The 20,665-nt window shown below is 62.8% G+C and carries 20 protein-coding genes and 2 pseudogenes; 17 read left to right on the top strand and 5 right to left on the bottom strand.

What is annotated here, in order from left to right; translation table 11 throughout:
* The first annotated feature begins 29 nt into the window (after positions 1 to 29).
* The 9 genes and pseudogenes from AB0H22_RS04395 (at position 30) to AB0H22_RS04355 (ending at position 10,092) form a co-directional block, all read left to right on the top strand.
* Complete coding sequence (locus AB0H22_RS04395; protein ID WP_180748853.1) at positions 30 to 977, top strand: Ppx/GppA phosphatase family protein; 948 nt, start codon at positions 30 to 32, stop codon at positions 975 to 977.
* A 66-nt stretch (positions 978 to 1,043) separates the two neighbouring features.
* Complete coding sequence (locus AB0H22_RS04390; RefSeq protein ID WP_180748852.1) at positions 1,044 to 2,276, top strand: hypothetical protein; 1,233 nt, start codon at positions 1,044 to 1,046, stop codon at positions 2,274 to 2,276.
* 16 nt (positions 2,277 to 2,292) lie between these two features.
* On the top strand, positions 2,293 to 3,138 hold the full coding sequence (locus AB0H22_RS04385; RefSeq protein WP_180748851.1) for a sugar phosphate isomerase/epimerase: 846 nt from the start codon (positions 2,293 to 2,295) through the stop codon (positions 3,136 to 3,138).
* 5 nt (positions 3,139 to 3,143) lie between these two features.
* Positions 3,144 to 3,983, top strand: a complete 840-nt coding sequence (locus AB0H22_RS04380) for a thioesterase family protein (protein WP_180748850.1) — start codon at positions 3,144 to 3,146, stop codon at positions 3,981 to 3,983.
* Between the two features lie 31 nt (positions 3,984 to 4,014).
* Entirely contained in the window at positions 4,015 to 4,470 is a 456-nt protein-coding gene (locus AB0H22_RS04375) for a nitroreductase/quinone reductase family protein (RefSeq protein WP_358145024.1), read from the top strand.
* A 41-nt stretch (positions 4,471 to 4,511) separates the two neighbouring features.
* Positions 4,512 to 4,955 carry a nitroreductase/quinone reductase family protein gene (locus AB0H22_RS04370; RefSeq protein ID WP_358145022.1) on the top strand — a complete coding sequence of 148 codons (444 nt, stop codon included), beginning with the start codon at positions 4,512 to 4,514 and terminating at the stop codon, positions 4,953 to 4,955.
* Positions 4,956 to 5,084: 129 nt separating this feature from the next.
* A pseudogene (locus AB0H22_RS04365) lies at positions 5,085 to 5,643 on the top strand (R2-like ligand-binding oxidase); the annotation flags it as partial.
* Positions 5,644 to 6,022: 379 nt separating this feature from the next.
* Positions 6,023 to 9,538 (top strand): DNA/RNA non-specific endonuclease, encoded by a 3,516-nt coding sequence (locus AB0H22_RS04360; protein WP_358145020.1) that lies wholly within the window; start codon positions 6,023 to 6,025, stop codon positions 9,536 to 9,538.
* Positions 9,539 to 9,579: 41 nt separating this feature from the next.
* On the top strand, positions 9,580 to 10,092 hold the full coding sequence (locus AB0H22_RS04355; RefSeq protein ID WP_358145018.1) for a hypothetical protein: 513 nt from the start codon (positions 9,580 to 9,582) through the stop codon (positions 10,090 to 10,092).
* Here AB0H22_RS04355 and AB0H22_RS04350 read toward each other — a convergent pair.
* From AB0H22_RS04350 to AB0H22_RS04340, 3 genes are all read right to left on the bottom strand, one after another.
* A complete protein-coding gene (locus AB0H22_RS04350) occupies positions 10,084 to 10,353 on the bottom strand; it encodes a helix-turn-helix domain-containing protein (protein WP_358146053.1) in 270 nt (89 codons plus the stop codon). The genes AB0H22_RS04355 and AB0H22_RS04350 overlap by 9 nt on opposite strands.
* 131 nt (positions 10,354 to 10,484) lie before the next feature.
* Positions 10,485 to 10,991, bottom strand: a complete 507-nt coding sequence (locus AB0H22_RS04345) for a hypothetical protein (RefSeq protein WP_358145016.1) — start codon at positions 10,989 to 10,991, stop codon at positions 10,485 to 10,487.
* A 274-nt stretch (positions 10,992 to 11,265) separates the two neighbouring features.
* Complete coding sequence (locus AB0H22_RS04340; RefSeq protein WP_358145014.1) at positions 11,266 to 11,469, bottom strand: helix-turn-helix domain-containing protein; 204 nt, start codon at positions 11,467 to 11,469, stop codon at positions 11,266 to 11,268.
* A gap of 359 nt (positions 11,470 to 11,828) precedes the next feature.
* On the opposite strand from AB0H22_RS04340, the pseudogene AB0H22_RS04335 reads away from it, so the two are divergent.
* Positions 11,829 to 11,993 (top strand): annotated as a pseudogene (locus tag AB0H22_RS04335) (R2-like ligand-binding oxidase); the annotation flags it as partial.
* Here the strand turns inward: AB0H22_RS04335 and AB0H22_RS04330 are convergent.
* Positions 11,990 to 13,234: a serine hydrolase domain-containing protein gene (locus AB0H22_RS04330; RefSeq protein WP_180748846.1), complete on the bottom strand. Its 1,245-nt coding sequence runs from the start codon at positions 13,232 to 13,234 to the stop codon at positions 11,990 to 11,992. The pseudogene AB0H22_RS04335 and the gene AB0H22_RS04330 sit on opposite strands and share 4 nt — an antisense overlap.
* A 171-nt stretch (positions 13,235 to 13,405) precedes the next feature.
* Here AB0H22_RS04330 and proC point away from each other — a divergent pair, with 171 nt between their 5' ends.
* The 5 genes from proC (at position 13,406) to AB0H22_RS04305 (ending at position 17,206) form a co-directional block, all read left to right on the top strand.
* Positions 13,406 to 14,293, top strand: a complete 888-nt coding sequence (gene proC / locus AB0H22_RS04325) for a pyrroline-5-carboxylate reductase (RefSeq protein ID WP_180748845.1) — start codon at positions 13,406 to 13,408, stop codon at positions 14,291 to 14,293.
* Positions 14,294 to 14,435: 142 nt separating this feature from the next.
* A complete protein-coding gene (locus AB0H22_RS04320; protein WP_180748844.1) occupies positions 14,436 to 14,696 on the top strand; it encodes a helix-turn-helix domain-containing protein in 261 nt (86 codons plus the stop codon).
* Between the two features lie 193 nt (positions 14,697 to 14,889).
* On the top strand, positions 14,890 to 14,991 hold the full coding sequence (locus tag AB0H22_RS04315; RefSeq protein ID WP_003402602.1) for an AURKAIP1/COX24 domain-containing protein: 102 nt from the start codon (positions 14,890 to 14,892) through the stop codon (positions 14,989 to 14,991).
* Between the two features lie 63 nt (positions 14,992 to 15,054).
* Entirely contained in the window at positions 15,055 to 16,119 is a 1,065-nt protein-coding gene (locus AB0H22_RS04310; protein ID WP_358145011.1) for an SDR family oxidoreductase, read from the top strand.
* Between the two features lie 22 nt (positions 16,120 to 16,141).
* Positions 16,142 to 17,206, top strand: coding sequence for a lysophospholipid acyltransferase family protein (locus AB0H22_RS04305; RefSeq protein ID WP_180748842.1), 1,065 nt, complete (start codon positions 16,142 to 16,144; stop codon positions 17,204 to 17,206).
* A gap of 39 nt (positions 17,207 to 17,245) precedes the next feature.
* Here AB0H22_RS04305 and AB0H22_RS04300 read toward each other — a convergent pair whose 3' ends face one another.
* Positions 17,246 to 18,622, bottom strand: coding sequence for an oxygenase MpaB family protein (locus tag AB0H22_RS04300; RefSeq protein ID WP_358145009.1), 1,377 nt, complete (start codon positions 18,620 to 18,622; stop codon positions 17,246 to 17,248).
* Positions 18,623 to 18,810: 188 nt separating this feature from the next.
* Here AB0H22_RS04300 and AB0H22_RS04295 point away from each other — a divergent pair, with 188 nt between their 5' ends.
* The gene (locus AB0H22_RS04295) at positions 18,811 to 19,437 is read left to right on the top strand and encodes a TetR/AcrR family transcriptional regulator (protein WP_358145007.1); all 627 of its coding nucleotides are present in this window, start codon (positions 18,811 to 18,813) and stop codon (positions 19,435 to 19,437) included.
* Positions 19,438 to 19,504: 67 nt separating this feature from the next.
* Positions 19,505 to 20,434 carry a nitronate monooxygenase gene (locus AB0H22_RS04290; RefSeq protein ID WP_358145005.1) on the top strand — a complete coding sequence of 310 codons (930 nt, stop codon included), beginning with the start codon at positions 19,505 to 19,507 and terminating at the stop codon, positions 20,432 to 20,434.
* The last annotated feature ends 231 nt before the right edge of the window (positions 20,435 to 20,665 follow it).

Below are 20,665 nucleotides of genomic sequence, written 5' to 3'. Positions count from 1 at the left end.
TAAACGGTAGACCCACTAACGTGTGGTGCGTGCGATTAGGCGTGCTGGATGTCGGCAGCAACACGGTGCACCTGTTGGTGGTCGATGCCCGACGGGGTGGTCACCCCACACCCATGAGTTCCACCAAGGCTGCGCTGCGTCTGGCAGAGGCGATCGACGAGTCTGGCAAGCTCACCCGCAAGGGCTCCGACAGCCTTGTGCACACCATCCAAGAGTTCTCCAAGATTGCCCGTAGCTCCGGCTGCGCGGAGATCATGGCGTTCGCCACCTCGGCGGTGCGGGATGCCACGAACTCCGATGAGGTGCTGACTCGTGTCAAGAAGGAAACCGGCGTGGATCTCGCCGTTCTCTCCGGCGTCAACGAGTCCCGCCTCACCTTCCTGGCGGTTCGGCGTTGGTACGGCTGGAGTGCGGGACGCATCATCAACCTCGATATCGGCGGCGGCTCGCTGGAGCTGTCCTGTGGTGGCGACGAGGAACCCGATATCGCGTTGTCCCTGCCCCTGGGGGCGGGCAGGTTGACTCGGGAGTGGTTGGCCGAAGATCCGCCGGGACGTCGCCGCGTCGCTATGCTGCGTGACTGGCTGGAATCGGAACTGGTGGACGCCGCCAAACAGGTGGAGGTGGCAGGGGTGCCCGACCTGGCCGTAGCGTCCTCGAAAACGTTCCGGTCGCTTGCGCGACTCACCGGTGCTGCACCTTCCGGCGCAGGACCACGAGTTAAGAGGACACTTACAGCAAGCGGACTGCGTCAGTTGATCGCGTTCATCTCGCGAATGACGACCGCAGACCGTGCGGAGTTGGAGGGAGTCAGTGTCGACAGGGCGCCTCAGATCGTCGCTGGAGCACTCGTTGCAGAGGCAAGCATGCGTGCTCTGTCGTTAGACGCGGTCGACATCTGCCCGTGGGCTCTGCGCGAAGGGCTGATTCTGCGCAAGCTGGATAGCGAAGTCGATGGCACCGCACTCGTTGACTGAACCCGTCCCACTTGGCGTCGGAGCCGCAACGCCGGCGACATTCAGCCTCGGACGGTAGGAGAGGACATGACCGACTCAGACGACACGCAGCGGCCGGTATCGGTTGCCGAGCTGCTGGCGCGCAATGGCGCTGCTGAAGGCAAGATCAGCGGACACCGCCGCCGGATGCGTGGCAATGCCGACGCCATCCCTGTCGCCGAGCTCACCGGCGAGATCCCTGTTATTCGGGACCGGAAGGGCGGCCGTGCGCGCCCCAATCCTGCGCCGACACCTACCCCGGAAACGTCTGCGACGCCCGAGACACCCAAGGCGCCCGAAGCGGGCGTGTCGCCTGGAGCGCGGTCATACCTGCGTTCCAATGAGGATGCGCTGTTCGGCGGCGGCACCATGGTGGACGAGGCCGCGCGCCGCGGGACCAGCGCGCCGTCGACGCCAGCTCAGCCTTCCTCGATGGCGTCACCGCTTCGCAGCATCTTCCCGCCGACCCCCACGCCCGTGGCACGGCCGGGGGAGCCGCGGAAGTCGATCGACTTCAACGACGCCACCGGTGTCATCGAGCCGATTACCGCCGAACCCAGCCCTGCGCCGAAGCCCGAACCGAAGCCCGTGTCGGTGGTACCCACCCCGCCGGTGGCGCCTACGCCTCCCGTGACCCCGCCCCCGCCGGTGTCTCGCCCCGAGCCCGTCGAACCGGAACCCGAGCCCGAACCGGAGCCTGTGGCTGTCGCACAGCCGGAACCGGCGCCCGAGCCGGACGTTCACGAAGACGAGTACGACGACTACGTGGAGTACGAGGAGGGCAACCGGGCCTCCGCCGTCCAATGGACCTCCCACGATGCCGAACAGGATGTCGAGGACGACGAGTTCGAGGATCAAGAAGGCCATTACGAGCTCGAGCAGGAGCTCCGGGAACTCGTCAGTCAGCACGGGAGCCCGGCCGACTCCGAGGTCAGTCAGCTTGCCTCCGTCGACACCGACCCGAAGTCCGAATCCGGCACAGCCGCGACCAAGGCCGACCGGCGGGAGAAGCTCAAGACGTACCTGCGCGGCACCTGGATCGCATCGCAGTATCTGCTGGCCGCCGCTGTGGGTGCGGGGCTGTTCCTCGGATTCCGCGAACTGTGGGGCTGGAATCAGGGCTTCGCGTTGATCCTGGGTGTGTTGTTCATCGCAATTCTGGTCGCCTCGCTGTGGGTGATTCGCAAGACTGTCGACCTGGCCAGCATTCTCATCGCGATCGTGGTGGGAGCGCTGATCGCATTCGGCCCCCTCGTGCTCATGCTGCAAGCGGTTGATTAGGTAGCGTTACCGAACCGTGCGCCCTGCGATCAAGGTTGGTCTGTCAACGGCCTCGGTATATCCACTCAAGACCGAAGCTGCATTCGAGTACGCGGCCCGGCTCGGCTATGACGGTGTCGAGCTCATGGTGTGGGCCGAGGCGGTGAGCCAGGACGAGCACGCCGTCGCGAAACTCTCCCGCAAGTACGACATGCCGGTGTTGTCCGTGCACGCCCCATGCCTACTGGTGTCACAACGCGTCTGGGGCCCCAACCCGATTCCCAAGCTGGAACGCAGCGTTCGCGCCGCCGAAAGGCTGGGCGCCCAGACCGTCGTCGTGCATCCACCGTTTCGCTGGCAGCGCCGGTACGCGGAGGGGTTCGCTGAACAGGTTGCGGCGCTGGAGGATTCGAGTGGTGTCTACGTCGCGGTGGAGAACATGTTCCCGCTGCGTGCCGACCGCTTCTTCGGCGCCGGGCAGACATCGGTGGAGCGCATGAAGCGCCGCGGCGGCAGGCCGGGTATCGGGGTCTCGGCGTTCTCGCCGTCCTTCGACCCCACCGACGCCAACCATGCCCATTACACCCTCGACCTGTCGCATACCGCCACCGCCGGGACGGATGCGCTCGACATGATGCGCCGCATGGGATCGGGGCTGACACATCTGCACCTGACCGATGGAAAAGGCGCCTCGGTCGATGAACATCTGGTGCCCGGCAAGGGAACTCAGCCCGTCGCAGAGGTCTGCCGCGAACTGGCCACCGGTGACTTCACCGGGCAGGTGGTGCTTGAGGTGCACACCTCGACAGCGCGCACCGAGGATCAGCGCGAGGCCATTCTGAGGGAGTCCCTGGAGTTCGCCAGAACGCATCTGGTGCGATAGGACACGTGGTTAATGCCCCCTTCGCGCAAGCAATGTCTCTTACGCCCGCGGGCGACGGGCTGTTTGACGCGCACCTGAACGACATCTGGACCATTGGATCCAAGCTGCACGGCGGCGTCATGCTTGCGCTGCTCGCGGGCGCGGCACGGGAGACTCTGGCTGAAAGTCTTCGCGCAAGCGGCTCATCCGAAGCGGAGCGCGAACCCATCGCCGTCAGCGCGAGCTATCTGTCGGCGCCCTCGCCCGGTGACATGCAGGTGCGTACCTCTATCCGCAAGCGCGGCAAGCAGATCTCGCTCATCGATGCAGAGCTGGTGCAGAACGGCCGGACGGCTGTGCACGCCGTTGTCACCCTCGGCACTCCCGAGCAGCATGTCGGCCCGCTCCTGACGGCCCTGCCACCGGCCCTCATCCAGTTGCCCGCCGAGCCGCCGCCCGGGGTAAGCCCGATCGCCGAAGGACACCCGATGGGCGATATTTTCCACCTGTTCGGGGGGTTCGATGTGCGTCCGTCGCTACGCTCGATGAGCGACCTGAGTGAGCGTGGCAAGCCAGAGATCGTGCTGTGGGCACGTCCGCGCGATATGGCCCCTGACGGGCTGTTCGCGTTGGTGTGCGGCGATATCTCGGTACCGGTGACATTCCCATTGGGGCGATTCGGGTGGGCGCCCACCGTGCAGCTGACGACATATCTGCGCACGTTGCCTTCCGACGGCTGGTTGCGTGTGCTGTGCAGCACCAACCAGATCGGCCAGCACTGGTTTGATTCTGAACACACCGTCATCGATTCCGAGGGCGCTCTCGTGGTGCAGTCTCGCCAGCTGGCGATGGTGCCGGTAAACTGATCGGGCTACCTGACCGGAGGAGTAGGTGACCATGGCCGATAAGCAGAAGACGCCTGACTGGGCAGCAGAAAAGGGCGCATGGGTGCTGGAGAACGGGCACCGCGCCTTGTTGAAGCTGACCGGCGGCCGGTGGCCGCACAAGCTTGGTCCGATGCCGACGCTGGAGCTGCACACCATCGGGCGCAAGTCCGGTGAACGTCGCTCCTCGTTGTTGAGCTCGCCCATCTTCACGACCGAGCGGATCGTCGTGATCGCCTCGCTGGGCGGCGCCTCGCACAACCCCGCCTGGTATCTGAACCTGGTTGCCAATCCGAATGTCGAGATCACCGTGCGCGGTGAGACGAAGCCGTACACCGCGCGCACCGCTTCGGCGCAGGAGAAGTCTGAACTCTGGCCCGAGATCACCCGGGGATTCGGCAACCCGTACGCGGGATATCAGCGCAGCACCGCCCGGGATATCCCCGTGGTGATCTGCGAACCGGCCTGACGGCCACATCGACCTTGCACACTGACTGAGGGAGTACGAATATGGGCAAGCAACCCGATTGGGCCATCCGAATTGGCGCCTGGTTTCTGGAGAACGGTCACCGTGTCGTGCTGGCGCTGACCGGTGGCCGGTATCCCAAGAAGGTGCTGGGCATGCAGCCCGTGGAGCTGTACACCGTCGGCAGCAAGTCGGGGCAGCGCCGCGGGACTCTGCTGACCGCGCCGATCTACGAGGCCGACAGGGTGGTGCTGGTGGCCTCCTACGGTGGCGGCACGGACAATCCGGCTTGGTACAAGAACCTCGTCAAGAACCCGGCCGTCGAGATCGCCGTCGACCAGGTGACGCGCGCGTACACGGCCCACACCGCCTCGCCGGACGAGAAGGCCGCGCTGTGGCCGACGATCACCAAGGTCAACCCCGGCTATGCGGGCTACCAGAAGAACACCGACCGGGAGATCCCGGTCATCATCTGCACGCCTGCCTAGTACCAGGCTTGGCAGGATCCGCTGCCGCAGGAACACGAAGTACACGCCCGGTCTGATATCAGCCCTTGATTGTGAGCTGACTCATATCGAGGATGGTCACTAGGTCAATGTCGACGCTAGGAGGCCCTCATGACGCGCACGGATTATGGATCTCTTCGGGCGGGAGGGCTCAACTGGGATTCCCTGCCGCTCAAGCTGTTCGTCGGCGGTAATGCGAAATTCTGGGATCCGGCCGATATCGACTTCTCCCGCGACCGCGCCGACTGGGATTCGCTCACGGATCGTGAACGCGACTACGCCACCCGGCTGTGCGCGCAGTTCATCGCGGGCGAGGAATCGGTGACTCAGGACATCCAGCCGTTCATGACGGCCATGCGCGCCGAGGGGCGACTCGGCGACGAAATGTATTTGACGCAGTTCGCCTTTGAGGAAGCCAAGCACACGCAGGTGTTCCGGCCTCTGGCTCGACGAGGTCGGAGTCCGTGACGATCTGCACGGGTACCTCGACGACCTTCCGGCATATCGCGAGATCTTCTTCGACGAGCTTCCCGATGCCCTCGGGACGCTAGCCACCGACCCGTCACCAGCGGCGCAAGTACGCGCATCGGTGACCTACAACCACGTCGTGGAAGGCATGCTGGCGCTCACGGGATACTTTGCGTGGCACAAGATCTGCGTTGACCGCTCAGAAGACAAACCCGCAGCCGTGGCCGCGATCAGCCGCGAGACCCTCTGCAACTCTTCGGGAGGTACCCCCAACACCCCATCGGACATGCCGTGATGCTAGCCACGCCGACGGAAAGGGGCGACACATCGTTGGTGTCCCGAATCCGTCGCGCTCTAGGTCGGCTCGATGAGGCGGGTTTTGGCAACATTGAATAACGTTGATCGAGTGATCGTCTGCTGGTAGGGGCAGAAAGGATCTTGGTCTCTCCATCATGGAAACAGGCACCGTGAATATTGTTTGCCACCGACTCTCACGCGATCTTGAATCCTGGCTTATGCTGGGCTGATTGTTGGGTCGCAATGCATGTCGTGATTGCGGGTGTCGGGAGGGTGAACCGTCGGTGAGTTCCGTGGACCGTGATGTGACCGAGGCAACAAACGTGCTGACATGCCGCGACCTAACCCATTCCAGCGAACCGCAGGCGGCACCGGTCGCAGAGCCCTCGCCTGCCGGTGATACCAGTCGTCGGGTGGCTGCCGTTTTCGCTGGGGCGGTGTTGGTGGTGGCGGCGGTGGCCGGTCTGCACAGCCTGTATCGGGCTGGTAGCGATGTTGCGGCCTGGGGCGTGTGGATCGTGGTGCTGCTGGCCGCAATGACGGCCCTGGCAGGTGGCGTGAAGCTCATCATGTGGGGCGCCAAGCCGGTGGTAGCGGCGGTGTCTGCTGCGGGTAAGGAACGTTTGTCTGAGCCGGTGCAGGCGGTGGGCGCGTCAGGGGCGCTCATCGCCGGGGCCGTGGGTATGTGGTGGACTCTGCGCGGCGGCTACTCCAGCTGGTGGCAACACCTTTCGGGAGAGCCCGGCTGGACACTGCTGCTTGGGGTAGGGCAGATGCTGGTGGCGGTGCTGGCGGGAGCCGCCCTGTTTACCGGCGGTAAGTACCTGACCGGCCTGGCCAAAGATGCTCTGTCCGATGCCGGAATGCTTGGTGCACGCGACCGCGCTACAGGCGCCGAAGATGTTGGGGCGCATCGCCAACTAGCCATCAAGGACTCCGGCGATCAGGAGAAGCTGTGGCATCCGGGGCTGCTGGCGGCGTTGATCGGCGGCGCGGCGGGTTTGGTGCTGCTGACCGCTGGGATCGCGCCCCGGTTGTATGTGTGGATCACCGGCCCCGATGTGCTTCCGGCTGTGGCGGCGATCGCGGCCACGTTGGTGTGGGCGATCGGGTCGAATCTGGGGTGGTGGGAAGGCCTGGCGGGTCTGTACGTGTGGGCTACGGATGCCTCGCAGAAAGCTACTGCGACAGCCGGTGTTATCGCGGTATTGATGTTCTCGGCAAGCGGTCTCGGTCTGGGCTGGTTTACTCCGGCCACCGTCCCGCAGGCCCATGCGGCATGTCCACCCGATTGCGGTGGCGGCGGTTTAGATGGTCCGCCTGGGGGTGGGCAAATGTTCCAGCCGCCCAGTCAGGGCGGGCAGCAGATGCCCGATTATCAGGGCGGCATCAATCAGCCGCCGATGGATCAAAACAGCTCGATATCGATCTATAACACTCAGGCACCCTCGAGCGGCAATAACGGCGCTAACGGGTCCAGCGGACAGCAGGGTCCTCAGCAGGGGTGGGATCAGCCCGCACACGGCACTCAACCCCCGGATTATCAAAACGCTACCCCGTACACCCAGGGACCGGGCAAGCCGAACCCCGAATACAACCCAGGATCCCAAGGCGGACAAACCAACTCGGGCACCAATGCGGGATCGCAAGGCGGGCAGGCCAACCAGGGCGCACCACAACAGCAGCCGCCGTCACAGAATGCCGGCCAACAGCCACCCCAAAACCAGCCACCGCAGAACAACAGCGGGCAGCAGCCGAACCAGCAGCCCAACCAGTCCGATCAGCAGAAGATTGACGATCTGACCCGGCAGTTGCAGCAGCAACAGCAGCAGTCTGGCCAGGACAGCCAGAAGATCGATGACCTGACCAAACAACTCCAAAATCAGCAGGGGCAGCAGAAGCAGAACGGGAATCAGAAGCTGCCCAAGGCCCCCAGCAAGGACAAAAAGAAAGACGACAAAAAGGACGAGCAGCAGGACCGCGACCAACAATCCGACACCACGGATCTGGCATCGCTCCTACTTGGTGCGGCCTCGACGCGCCGCCGCAAACAAGACGAGCAGGAGCAGGGCCCGGATACGCAAGCGCTCGGTCAGGATGCATCCCAAGCGGTGCAAGGGCTTCCGGGCGATATCCAGACTTATGTGCAGTCGGGGCAGCAGATCGGCGAATCGTCCGGGCAGGCCGCCCAAGGTTTCGGATCAGCGGCTCAGGCCGGTGCCTCGCTGGCCTCTAGCGCCCAGTCTGGGGCGGTGAACCCGCAGGACGCCATCACTCTGGTGCAGGGCGTTTCGCAGGGTGTGCAGGGCACCGCCGATGCCATCAACGCGGGCTCCCAGATCGTGAAAACCGCCCAGGGAGAAGCCGATCAAGCCGCGCAAGCGGTCGGTGATGCCAACCCGCAACTCAAACCCCAGATGGACCAGGTCCGCCAGCTCAACCAACAAGCCGGACAAATCACCGACCTCGTGGGGCAAGGATCGCAGCTCACCTCCCAAGGCGCCGGTGCGGTCAACACTGTCTCCAGCCTCGGCACCTCCGGCATGCCAGACACCTCGGGCGCCACGGATGCACTGTCGGGGACCGCTACCGCCGTGGATGGCCCCACCGATGTCCCGAAACCACCGACGCCACCGTCCGCTCCGTCGCAGTCACCGCCACCGAGTGCGCAGGCGTTGGACAACACAACCACCCGCGCACCCCAGCAGCCACCTCAGCCGTCAAACCCCCAGCCGCAAAACCCGAATCCTGATGCGGGCAGTCTGCGAGGGCTGCTGGAGCCTGTTCCTTCGGCCGATCAGGTGGGCAAACAACTTGATTTGGTGAACCAAGCCCAGGAACGGGTTAAGGCGGCGCAGGCTCTGGTGGATCGTTCGGCGTCGCAAACTTATACGTCCCCGCAGAATGCTCCCAGTGTTGATGATGTGAAACGGCAGGGGCAGTCGCTGTTCGATGCCCGCAGCGAGCTCACCGATCAAACGATTGCCTTGGCGCAGATGAATCAGCGGCTCGTCAATAACGGCCAGTCGCCTATCCAGGTACCGCAACTCCCGGACAACGTGTCCAGGCAGGCGTACCCGCCTGGACCGTCTAAGGCCCAGGAGTTTTCGGGGGCATGGTCTGAATTCAGCAAAAGCACGTACGGGATCGTCCCTGACATTCCTACCGACATCCGCACCGCCACCAACTTTGACCAAGCATCAGGCGCGGACAAAGCCTCCCTGGCGCTGGACAGCATCAGTATCGTGCCCGGCCTGGGCGCGATAGGAAGAGGACTTAAAGGCGTCGAAGGCATTAGAGGTGGTGAAGCTGCCATCCGCGCCGCAGACGACATACCTCTACCCGCAAAACCCATTGGTACATCGGTCGTCACCGATGTCACCAAACAGGGCGGACAAGCCATTTACCAGGGAGTCGATAACCTCGGTCGACCCACCGGCATCACCGCCCGAGTCACACCCGACATGATCAGGACCGGCAGTGACGCAATGAGGACTCCTGTGCCGCCTGGGTTTGGTGGTCAAGCTGCCGGACATGCCCGAGGACACTTATTGGCGAACGTTCTCGGCGGATCGGGAAAGTTATCGGAGAACCTTGTTACTTTGATCAATAATCCTGTGAACAGTCCGGTGATGCGAGGTTTTGAAATGAGCGTTGCAAAAGCCGTTGAGGGCGGGCAGATTATTGATTATGCCGTGACTCCTCTCTACAGAGGTGCTGAGGCGATGCCCGAGGCTGTGCAAATAATTGCGAAAGGTAGTGAAGGGTTTGACTTGGCGGTCACGATACTTAACAGATAAGATAATCAGCGTCTAGGAATTAGTTAGTAAAGGATGCGAGTATGGCCTCAATCGAAGAATTCGCGGTCTTGGTCACCCCTCCCGGACATGTGGAGCGGAAAGACTGGATCGCTGTGGACAGGGAGCTTGGTTTCGAAACGCCTGGGGACTACCAGTTGATCATCGACCACTATGGTCGAGGCAACTTCGATGACTTCCTGTACGTTATGCAACCGCTAGACGACAATAAGTTCCTCGACCTTGCGTCTCAGGTAGCCGCCAACCATGAAATGCTTCACGCACTTACGAACGAGACGATACCCTACTCAATTGAGTCACTGTTTAAGTGTGCTTCGACTGATAATGGCGACTCAATCTATTGGCTCACCGATAAATCTTTCGAGTCCAATAAGTGGCCGATAGTAATAAATGCGGCGAGAGATGACCGCTGGGAAGAGTTCGACGGTACTCTGCTTGATTTTTTGGTAGCACTTTTCAGTAAGTCGTATGTATGCCCGATTTTTCCGGATGATTTCCCAGTGCAAGATGGCAGCTATTTCACGCCGTCAGCCTAAGCCCGCGTTCGAATCTGCGATGCCGTTTATTCTGGAGGCCGGTTTGGCCTTGTTGGGTGGGACAGGGTTGCGGTTGTTCGGCCCGCCGCGTCCACGTAGTTGGGTGCCTGTTTCGATGAGCGCGTCGTGCACGTACCCGTACGAATGCCCGGTAGCGGCAGCCAGGGTGCGGATACTCGCGCCGTCTTCGTAGGCGGCTTTCAACGCCGCACGTTCCCGCTCACGTTCGGCCCCTCTCCAGTTCCGCCGCCACTGAGTGATTCTCGCAGCCTGGACAGCTGGCCTAGGTTGCGGTGTTTTAGGCGCTGGCGGTGTTGATTTCGTTGAGTAGGCGTACTGCCTCCATCGCGTGTTTTTGGCGCAGCCGAGTGCCATCCGGGCCACTTTGACGGTTACGTTGGTTTCTTCGTCGTGCAGTTCCATGAGGGTGAGTACGTCCGCTTCCATGTCGCGGCCTGATTTGGCTGCTGAGAGTCCCGAGCCGTCTTGGGTGATGGTGTAGTGCGGGTCGCCGGTTTCGTCATCGCCGGTAACGTGTATGTCCCGATGACCGCCTTCGTGCCGCTGCCGGTGGGAGCCGGGAGGTGTTGGCGGATGCCGCCGTGGCGGTCCTTGAACAGCTCTAGCGTGGCTGCCCCTCCCTGGCCGGGGACGAATGGGCGCGAGTTGGTGACGCGCACCGAGGTACCGCCTACTGCACGGTTTTTCGCGTTGGTGCCGGTGGGTCCGTACTGGCGCGAGTCGGCGTTTCCGGGCAGGTGGTCCACTGCGAGTACAGCGGCCCCGGCCTTGGCCAGAGGCGAGATTACGGTGGCGTGGACCTTGGTGAAGTCATCGGCGTTGTTGCTGTTGGCCCCGAACAGGGGCAGTACTTCGCCGAGGGAGTCGATGGTGACCACCGCTGGCCCGAACGTGCGCAGACAGAATGAACGCTGACCCCGAGAAGATCAGCAATACCTTGGGCGTCGATGTAATCCATCGCGTGTGTTTCCCACCGGTGAGCCAGGCCCCCGACAGCGTTGATCGTTCGGTGGTCCATCACGGCCCACCCCCTCAGCCGGTCACCACCTGCCGTGACCAACACAACATAGATCGAACATCCATTCGAATCAAGAGGGTGTGCGTCGGCGTGTTGCGTCCGGACGTTGAGGCACCGCCTGAGGGTGACATGGCTCATGAGGTCGGCCGGCCGCGTCCCGTTGATGCCTTCTGGGTGGCGATCCACGCCTCCAGATCGACTACGTCGTACACGCAACGCCGACCTAGCCGATAACTAGGCGGCCCCGTCCCGGTGGCACGCCAATACCGCATCGTGTTCTCCGGTACACCGCCGAGATACGCGGCAGCCTCCTGCATGCCTAACCGTGATGGGGTCATCCTGCAAAACCTTCCCTGGTTGTTGGCCTCGGAGCTATCCAAAGCCGTTGTGGGACCAAGCATTGCACCGCCTATCGAGTTCATGTGGGTGGCTCAGCCCCGCGAGTGCATCAGCCTAAAACGGCTGGCGCACAACCCGAATCGCATTGGCGTGACTTGGCCACAGCCATCGTGACAGAAGGGTGCGGCGGTAAGGCGGGATCAGGCCCTATCGCCTGCGCCATGTACATACGCAAAACGTACGCAACATAGCCGTCAATAGCCATCGCTCACCGCTGTTGTCCGCTAGTCATTTACGGCATTTGAACTGCGAAGGCAATGATTATTCGTCAACTGTCATTAATAGCCATGTCATCAGAAATGAATTCATGCAGTACTCCGCCGACAAGGGGATGCGGCGATTCGGGACGATCGGCAGCGCCCGTGGCCGTCCGCTGGGGGAGATTGACCTCGACTACTCACCACTGCAACTGGAGGACACCTTCGCGGCCGAGGATCGCCTCGCGTTGGCGGCCACCGCCTAGCGGATGCTCCGCACGATCGTCGCCCATAACCGGGGAAACGCCACATTGTGCATTGGGTTGGGAAGTAGCAGGTGATTCTGTGATAGCCCAATGGCAATGCGGCGCTTCGGATCTGCCCACCCGGTGGATCCGCCCGCACCCATATGTCCAAATCCGCCCACGAGGCCCGGTGCCGGGATGCAGTGGTAGCCGAGTTCCCAGATATCGCGGGCGATGGGGAGGTTGGGCCTGATCCCGCGTCCGTTGGCGAGTTCAGCGGTTTTTTCTTCGGAGAGCAGCTGGCGGCCGTCTACACTTCCTCGATTACTCAGTGCGGCATAGAGTTTGGCCAATGCGGGTGCGGTGCAGATGGCGTTACCCGCGCCCATCTGGGTGTCGTAGATCGGAGCGCAGGCGTGCCCGTCGTCGGCCACGATCCGTTCGGCCCCCGGTACGTGGATCGCTCCGGTGGCGCCCCGTGTACCCGGAATGGCGTCGACGACCCGTGCGCCGATGGACAGGCCGCGGGACAGAAACGGCATCGTGACCGCATTGGCTAGCTGCGCGTAGATACCGGCAGGGACGGTGGGCGAGCCCGCCGGCGGGCGGCCGAGGTGAATACCGTCCACTCCAAGGGGTTCCGCGATTTCGGTGCGATACAGCTCGCGCATGTCCTTGCCGGTGATCGCCCGTGCGAGCCCGGCCAGCAGCCAGCCGTAGCTGATCGCGTGATAGGCGGCCTTGCCGTAGTAGCGCCCGACTGGCGCGGCGGCGAGCCGCTGCTCCATCAGCTCATGATCGAGGATTTCTTCTGGGCTGGACGCGATCGGGGCCAGCGCCGACAGCCCGGACTTATGCGCCAAGACGTCCCGTACCGTGATCGCTTCCTTGCCGTTGGTGCCGAACTCGGGCCAGTAGCGGGCCACCGGGGCGTCATAGGTGAGCAGTCCCCGGTCGGCCAGACGATGGATCACTGTGGCGGTCACACCCTTGGAGGCCGAATAGATGATCGGTGCGGTGTGACGGGTCCAGGGCACGCCGGGTTGTGCTTCCCCGGCCCAGATCTCGAGCACCGGTTCGCCGTCGATATAGACGCAGAGCCCGCCGCCCCCTACGCGGCCGACGTACAACGCGGCGAACTTCTGGACCACTCGGTCGAATTCTGGTTGCGCCCAACCGTGCACTCCATCGGGTATGTCGATATCGATGGGGTGGGGTGCAGAATCAGGCCTCGCCTCGTTGCGACGCTGCGGTTGTGACATACATAACTTGTAGTCCGAGTATCCGGCTGTGCGCCATGAAATGGGCAGAGCTCTGCGAATAGTCACAAACCGAGGCGGATGTGCATATCTCCGCGCACATACTCACGGCACGTTCGTGCACGCACGGAAAGCCGTTTCCGGCACCCCAACTGGTCTGCCATGCTGGTCGCCATGTCAAGAATCGCGGTTATCGGTGGCGGCAATATCGGTGAGGCACTTATCTCCGGGCTGCTGCGCGCCGGACGGCAAGCCAAGGACATCGTCGTCTCGGAGAAGGTCCCGGCCCGGGCGAAGGCGCTCGCTGAGGCGTACTCCATCCGGGTCAGCACGGTGGCTGATGCCGTCGAGGGCGCCGATTTCATCGTTGTCGCGGTGAAACCGTCCGATGTCGAGTCCGCGACTACCGAGATCGCGGCCGCGCTGGCGAAACTCGATGCCGAGGGCGACGCCCGGGAGACCGAACAGGTGTTGGTATCCGTGGCCGCGGGAGTGTCAGCGAGCTTTTTCGAATCCAAACTGGCCGCCGGCTCGCCGGTCATCCGTGTGATGCCCAATGCGCCGATGCTTGTCGGGGCCGGGGTCAGTGCCCTTGCGAAGGGTCGGTTCGCGAATGACGAGCAGCTGAGTGCGGTCTCCGAACTGCTGGAATCGGTGGGCACCGTCATCACGGTCGCCGAATCGCAGATGGATACCGTCACCGCACTGTCCGGGTCGGGCCCCGCGTACTTCTTCCTGCTTGTCGAGGCACTGGTCGATGCCGGGGTCGCTTCGGGCCTCACACGGCCCGTCGCCACCGATCTGGTTGTCCAAACCATGGCCGGATCGGCTGCGATGCTCCTCGAACGGGCCGAAACCGACGAAAATCGTGCCCCCGGACTACAGACCCGTACCGAGGTCGATACGACCGCTGCCGAGCTACGCGCGACGATTACCTCGCCGGGTGGCACTACCGCCGCTGCGCTGCGTGAATTGGAACGCGGAGGTTTGCGGGCAAGTGTCTATGCGGCCGTCGATGCCGCAAAAACACGCTCCGAGCAGCTGGGAATCACATCAGAGTAATTTAACCAAATCTTGATCAATTAGCCCACACGGGTATCAGTAACCCCACTGGTCCCGCTATTCTCCTTCTAGCACGTGCGTGTCCGTACCGCCGATGGGGAAGATTGGCGGCACGACATGTGCCAAGGGAAATGGGTATGCGATGACGTCAATCAACGGGCCATCCGGACGCGACGGGGCCGGCGCCAAGCCGGGCCGGGACGCGGCCGCTGCTGGCCAACCTGGGAAGGCGCAGTTCCTCACCGTCGCCGAGGTCGCCGCGCTGATGCGCGTCAGCAAGATGACTGTTTACCGACTGGTGCACAACGGAGAGCTGCCCGCGGTGCGGGTCGGCCGGTCGTTCCGTGTGCACGCCAAGGCGGTCAACGATCTCTTGCAGGCCTCCTACTTCGACGCCGGGTAGTCGGCCGACTAGTAGGACCGGCCGGGGGCGCCCTTCGCCACTCGGCCGGTTTCCTGACGAGGGGCCGTAGCGGGTAGAGTCGCACGGCACCCTGGTTTTAGCCTTGAGGGGTTAGGGCGCTTGTGTACGGCTGGCGTCAGCCGCTGTGCACCGCCCACCGTAAAGACGATTTCAAAGTAGTTAGCAGGAGTTCATGGGTTCAGTTATCAAGAAGCGGCGTAAGCGTATGTCCAAGAAGAAGCACCGCAAGCTGCTTCGTCGTACCCGCGTTCAGCGCAGAAAACTCGGCAAGTAAACGCTGTGTTAGTGGGCATCCGCTCCGGATGCCCACTGCCGCATTGATGGATAAGCTTCGTCCGTGAGCGCTGGCGAGACCAATCTGCACTACCCACGGGTGGTGCTGGTCACCGGTGCCAGCAGATTCCTCGGGGGCTACCTGGCCGCGCGCCTGGTCCAGAATCCGATGATCAATCGCGTTATCGCGGTGGATGCGGTGGCGCCGAGCAAGGACCTGCTGCGCAGGATGGGTCGGGCCGAGTTTGTGCGGGCCGATATTCGCAACCCGTTCATTGCCAAGGTCATCCGTAACGGCGAGGTCGACACGGTGGTACATACCGCCTCGGCCTCGTACTCGCCACGTTCGGGTGGACGCGCTGCGCTCAAGGAATTGAACGTGATGGGCGCGATGCAGCTTTTCGCGGCCTGCCAGAAGGCACCCACCGTGCAGCGGCTGATCGTGAAGTCCACTTCACAGGTGTACGGCTCCAGTGGCCGTGATCCGGTGATGTTCACCGAGGAGATGAGCGCACGGCGCCCACCCGCAGACGGGTTCGCGCGTGACAGCATCGACATCGAGAGTTACGCGCGCGGCTTGGGCCGCCGACGGCCCGACCTCGCAGTGACAATCCTGCGGCTTGCGAATCTGATCGGCCCCGGTATGGATACCGCGTTGGCTCGGTACCTGGCGGGGCCCGTGGTTCCGACCATGATCGGACGTGACGCCCGCTTGCAGCTGCTACACGAGCAGGACGCCCTGGGCGCGCTCGAGCGGGCCACCATGGCGGGTAAGTCCGGAACGTTCAATGTCGCGGCCGACGGCGTCATGATGATGTCGCAGGCAGTACGGCGCTCCGGCCAGCTCGGCATCCCTGTGCCGTCGTTTGCGGTATCGGCCATCGCCTCCTTCACCAAGGGCACCCGCTACACCGAGCTGAGCGCCGAACAGCGGGACTGGCTGGCGTACGGGCGCGCGGTGGACAACACGCGCATGAAGACCGAGCTCGGGTATCAGCCCAAGTGGACGACCATCGGAGCCTTCGGAGATTACGTTCGGGGTCGCGGGATCACTCCAGTTATCGAGCCGGAGTGGGTACGCTCATTGGGAGATCGCGCGGTCGCTCTCGCGCAGAAGATCAGTTCGTAGAAATAGGGTGGAGGTGAAAAGCATGGCCGGTGAGACAAAGGCGAAAGTCATTCAACTGCAGGCTAATTCGGAACGCCATGCTGCACGCGCTCGCCGAGCCGAGGCGCGTGCCGACGCTGGGCGACGGCACCCGTCATCGTTGGCCAACGATACGTCGGCAACAGATACCGCAGCGGTGATCCATGACCTTAATGAGATCCGTGCGGCGCAGGGTAACGCACAGGTGGGCGGCGATGAGTCGCTGACCGAGCTTGCGGCCAACATCGCCGCCGTCGCTGAGTTCATCCGCAGGCGGGTGGGCGGCGACTACACCGTCGACGATTTCGGGTTCGACGAACATCTCAACGAATCACTGTTATTGCCTTTGCTGAGGCCATTGTTCAACCGATGGTTCAGGGTGGACGTGACCGGGGTGGAGAACATCCCGGCGACCGGTGGAGCCTTGGTCGTGGCTAACCATGCGGGTGTGCTGCCCCTCGATGGGCTGATGCTGTCGGTGGCCGTGCACGACCGCTGCCCCGGTAACCGGAACCTGCGCAACCTGGCCGCCGATATGGTGTTCGATTCACCGTTCCTAGGGCAGTTGGCGCGAAAGGCCGGTCATACGCTGGCCTGCGCCGCCGACGCGCACCGGCTACTGTCCGCGGGCGAGCTGACAGCCGTGTTCCCGGAGGGGTACAAGGGCCTGGGCAAGCCGTTCAAGGATCGCTACAAGCTGCAGCGCTTCGGCCGGGGTGGGTTCGTGTCGGCGGCCATCCGTACCGGGGCGCCGATCATCCCGTGCTCGATCGTCGGGTCGGAGGAGATCTACCCGATGATCGCCGACCTCAAGGTGATCGCCCGGCTGTTCGGGCTGCCGTACTTCCCGGTGACCCCCCTTTTCCCGGCGGCCGGACCCGTCGGACTGGTGCCGCTGCCGTCCAAGTGGCATATCGAATTCGGCACGCCCATCCCGACGCAGGGATATGAGGACGCGGCCGCCGACGACCCGATGGTGACGTTCGATGTCACCGACCAGGTGCGCGAGACCATCCAGCAGACGCTGTACCGGCTGCTGGCCGGGCGGCGCAACATGTTCTTCGGCTGAGCTGCTTCGCCTCCCCGCTCCGACAGGGAGGTACAGGTTCTAGCGCGCTGCCGCGGCGGAACGGTTTCGGAGGAAGTCCTGCGCGGTGGTGTGGCCGTTGTCGTGGGCGCTGTAGTCAAGGCTTAGCTTGTTCTTCTTCGCAAGAGCGCGTCCGGCCGTTTCTATCAACTTGCCCAAGAGGGCTGTCTCGGCGTGCACACGCCGGCGAATCGGGCCGCTTCCGGGAACGTGGTCGATAACGCTGCTTGTGAAGGCTGCCATTTTCGTAATCTGTCGTGTCCACCGCCCCGCTCGCGCGAAATCGATATTCTCGAACGCTGTGTCGGCGAATGCCAGCCGTGTGGTCTCAGGCCCCATGATGAGCACGCCCAGACCTGCTATCAGGTACGCGCTGAACGTTCGGCCCGCTCTAAATGGCCATCCGCGCGCAGCCTCCAATCCGTAGAGATTCGTAAAATTGGTGATTAGCGAATTCATGAGTTCCGCGCGCTCCGGCGCTGGACGGCCCGACCGCGCCATCAGATAGTCAAAATTGCGCAACGCCGCCATGCCGTTCTCTGGGAGCAACGGCTCGCTTACCCCGAACAAGTATGACCAGTACGAAAAGTAATGCCAGACATCGTCGTACTCGTTTGCGGTGCAGGTGCGGCCCATCGCGTGATCGATCAGCACCCCAGCTGAGGCCGCTTCCCAGAAACCGCACAACGACGCGTTGGATATCGGGTTGCCGTGTTCGCGATAGTGCTCATCACCCCAGGCTTTCCGGAGTCCGTGCCGGGCGAAGGCGTGCATCAACCGGACCCGCAGCGCCAGCCGGTACCCTTCGCCGCCCGGCAGTACCGCTCCGCGGTACGCCTCGGAGACGATGAACATGGTCTCTGCAGTGCGGTTTGCTCCGTCGTAACGGAACCTTCCACTCGCCCCGGTCGCCAGGGATACGTCCGTGTTCAGCACTGTGTCGAATAGTCCGAACACCAATGTCCCGACTTGCGCGGGTAGCGAGACCGCCAGCATCCGCTGGCGCCCCCGTTCAGCTTTCACCGGGTCAAACCACTCTGGGAGCTGCTCCATCTCCTTGAACAGGCGCAACAGCTCCTCGGGAGGATCATTTAGTGAGTCAACGCCCGATCGCAATGCCTGCTCAAAAAGTGCCCGCCCTTCACTCGTCCCGATCCGCTGGAATGAGGCCACCACCGCATCCATCGGCTCATCGCCCTGCCACATGTGGTCATCAAACAGCCGGGTCTGCGGCGTGGAGGCCACCTTGTCTTGGACCTCGAACCAATCGCTGAACAGGAAGTCTCGGCAATACCGCCAGATCGGGTCCCATTCCGCCTTCGCCGGAGGTATGGGGCGCAGCGCCATCCCAGGTAGATATGTGTAATCGCAGCTGACGGAATCGGATCCTTGTGTCATGAGAACCGCGGCTCCTTGTCTAGGTACGTTGCCTCGGTAGGGCACCGAACATCTGCTTGGCTGGAATGCTGAGACCGAATTCTTGCCTACTGCAGATGACGTATGACCTAGGGTAGAAGTGAGTTGTACTCATTTACTACTCACTTTTAGCGGCCTGTCCGGAGACTTAACGAGTCGGGGAAATGTCCATGTCACGGCGGCACCAACCAGTGCAGAAGCGCTCCCAGGAAACCATCGAGGCGATCCTGAACTCAGCAGCTCAACTTCTGGGAGAACTTGGATATCGCGAAACGTCCACTAACAAGATTGCCAAGCACGCGCATGTGAGCATCGGAACGGTCTACCGGTACTTCACTGACAAGGACGCGGTCATCCTCGCACTGCGCACCAGGGCCGAAGATGCTGCGATGCGCGACTTGGTGATCGCTATCGGGGAGGCGCTGTCAATGGAAACCAGCGTCGGCGCCGAGCACATCCTCACCGCCCTCGTCAACGCTATAGAAAGCCACGGCGCAGTGTTGACCGCAATGATCAACGACGTGCCGCTGGGCATTTACGCCAACATAGTGCCCGGAATCGAAAAGCAGCTCTATCACCTTGCGCGATACGCACTGATGCAACGCGAGCCTGATCTCACCGACCAAGATGTCGACGAAATCCTCTACCTTGGTATGGGAGCGATGCTGCACCTGGCGCTCCGTATCGCGATAGAACGTCCAGCGGGCGTCAGCAAGGAATCACTCATCCAACGAGCCGTCGCCATGATTCCCATTCCTAGTCTTTTTTTCGCCAACTCACCGGGGTCCGTCTCGTGAAGGGTGTTTCCGCGACCCTGCAGTTGGAATCCGTGATCGGCCTATCTGGCGGCGTAGGTTTCCTTGGGTGATCACAAACCGGCTGACGGAACTGTTGGGTGTCGAGCGGCCGATCGTGCAGGCCCCGATGGGATGGATCGCGCGATCACAGCTCGCAAGCGCGGTGTGCAACGCGGGCGGGCTTGGCATCATCGAGACCAGCTCCGGCGAGCTCGATGCCATCAAGGGCGAGATCCGCGCCATGCGCGAGCTCACCGACAAGCCGTTCGGGGTTAACATCGCCCAGGCATTCGTGCGTGATCCGTCCATCGCGCAGTTCGTCATCGATCAGGGTGTGACGTTCGTGACTACCAGCGCGGGGGATCCGAACAAGTACACCAGCATCCTGAAAGGCAATGGGCTCACCGTCTTTCATGTGGTCCCGACGTTGGCCGCGGCGCTCAAGGCCGTCGACGCCGGAGTCGACGGACTGGTGGTGGAAGGTGTCGAGGGCGGTGGTTTCAAAGACCCGAAGGGTGCCTCCACCATGGTGCTGCTGCCACTCGTGCGGTCTCAGGTCGACGTCCCGATCATCGCCGCCGGAGGCATCTGCGACGGCGCATCGATGGCTGCGGCGTTCGCGCTCGGTGCCGAGGGCGTGCAGATGGGCACCCGAATGATGTCGGCCGCCGAGTCGCCCATCCACGGCAACTGGAAGGCAGCGGTGGTCGCCGCCCGAGAGACCGACACCGTGCTGCTCAACCGGTTGACCAAGCCGGGCCTGCGCGCGCTGCGCAGCGCGCGCACCGAGGAGATGGAACGACAAGATCTGGTGTCGCTCATGGAAACGGGGAATCCGCTGGACCTCTACTTCGGGGGCGATATGGACACTTTCATACCGCTCGGCGGTCAGGTCGCCGGGCGCATCGGTGCGGTCGAGTCCGTCAAGGACATCCTTGACGGAACCATGGAGGAGTTCACCGGAGTGATCGGTAAGCTCGCCGCCCAGTACGGCTGAACACGACGTCGGTGCGGACGGACCAGGTAACCGGCCGCACCAACCCCATCTTCGCTGCCTACATCTCCGTGTGCCGGTGGATTTTCAGCGGCAAACTGGTTGCCCAACCTGGGCGTCCTCATCGGTCGCCCGTCGCCATCGTCTCTGCTTTCGGCGCCTGTACCAGCGGGAATCCCTGTATCAGCAAAGCTTGACGGTGTTTGGCGTTGAGAGCTATCAGTATTTCCTCGC

The sequence above is a fragment of the Mycobacterium sp. NPDC050853 genome, assembly GCF_040653875.1.
GTDB lineage: Bacteria > Actinomycetota > Actinomycetes > Mycobacteriales > Mycobacteriaceae > Mycobacterium.
The sequence above is the reverse complement of the archived record's forward strand: the minus strand, read 5'-3'. Positions and strand labels throughout refer to the sequence as shown.

Excerpts from the sequence above, each read along its gene's own strand:
- AB0H22_RS04295 (WP_358145007.1), top strand. The coding sequence starts at position 18,811 with ATGTCACGGCGGCACCAACCAGTGCAGAAGCGCTCCCAGGAAACCATC.
- AB0H22_RS04340 (WP_358145014.1), bottom strand. The coding sequence starts at position 11,469 with ATGACCCCATCACGGTTAGGCATGCAGGAGGCTGCCGCGTATCTCGGC.
- proC (WP_180748845.1), top strand. The coding sequence starts at position 13,406 with ATGTCAAGAATCGCGGTTATCGGTGGCGGCAATATCGGTGAGGCACTT.
- AB0H22_RS04370 (WP_358145022.1), top strand. The coding sequence starts at position 4,512 with ATGGGCAAGCAACCCGATTGGGCCATCCGAATTGGCGCCTGGTTTCTG.
- AB0H22_RS04305 (WP_180748842.1), top strand. The coding sequence starts at position 16,142 with ATGGCCGGTGAGACAAAGGCGAAAGTCATTCAACTGCAGGCTAATTCG.
- AB0H22_RS04330 (WP_180748846.1), bottom strand. The coding sequence starts at position 13,234 with ATGTCACAACCGCAGCGTCGCAACGAGGCGAGGCCTGATTCTGCACCC.
- AB0H22_RS04390 (WP_180748852.1), top strand. The coding sequence starts at position 1,044 with ATGACCGACTCAGACGACACGCAGCGGCCGGTATCGGTTGCCGAGCTG.
- AB0H22_RS04320 (WP_180748844.1), top strand. The coding sequence starts at position 14,436 with ATGACGTCAATCAACGGGCCATCCGGACGCGACGGGGCCGGCGCCAAG.
- AB0H22_RS04375 (WP_358145024.1), top strand. The coding sequence starts at position 4,015 with ATGGCCGATAAGCAGAAGACGCCTGACTGGGCAGCAGAAAAGGGCGCA.
- AB0H22_RS04355 (WP_358145018.1), top strand. The coding sequence starts at position 9,580 with ATGGCCTCAATCGAAGAATTCGCGGTCTTGGTCACCCCTCCCGGACAT.
- AB0H22_RS04315 (WP_003402602.1), top strand. The coding sequence starts at position 14,890 with ATGGGTTCAGTTATCAAGAAGCGGCGTAAGCGTATGTCCAAGAAGAAG.
- AB0H22_RS04300 (WP_358145009.1), bottom strand. The coding sequence starts at position 18,622 with ATGACACAAGGATCCGATTCCGTCAGCTGCGATTACACATATCTACCT.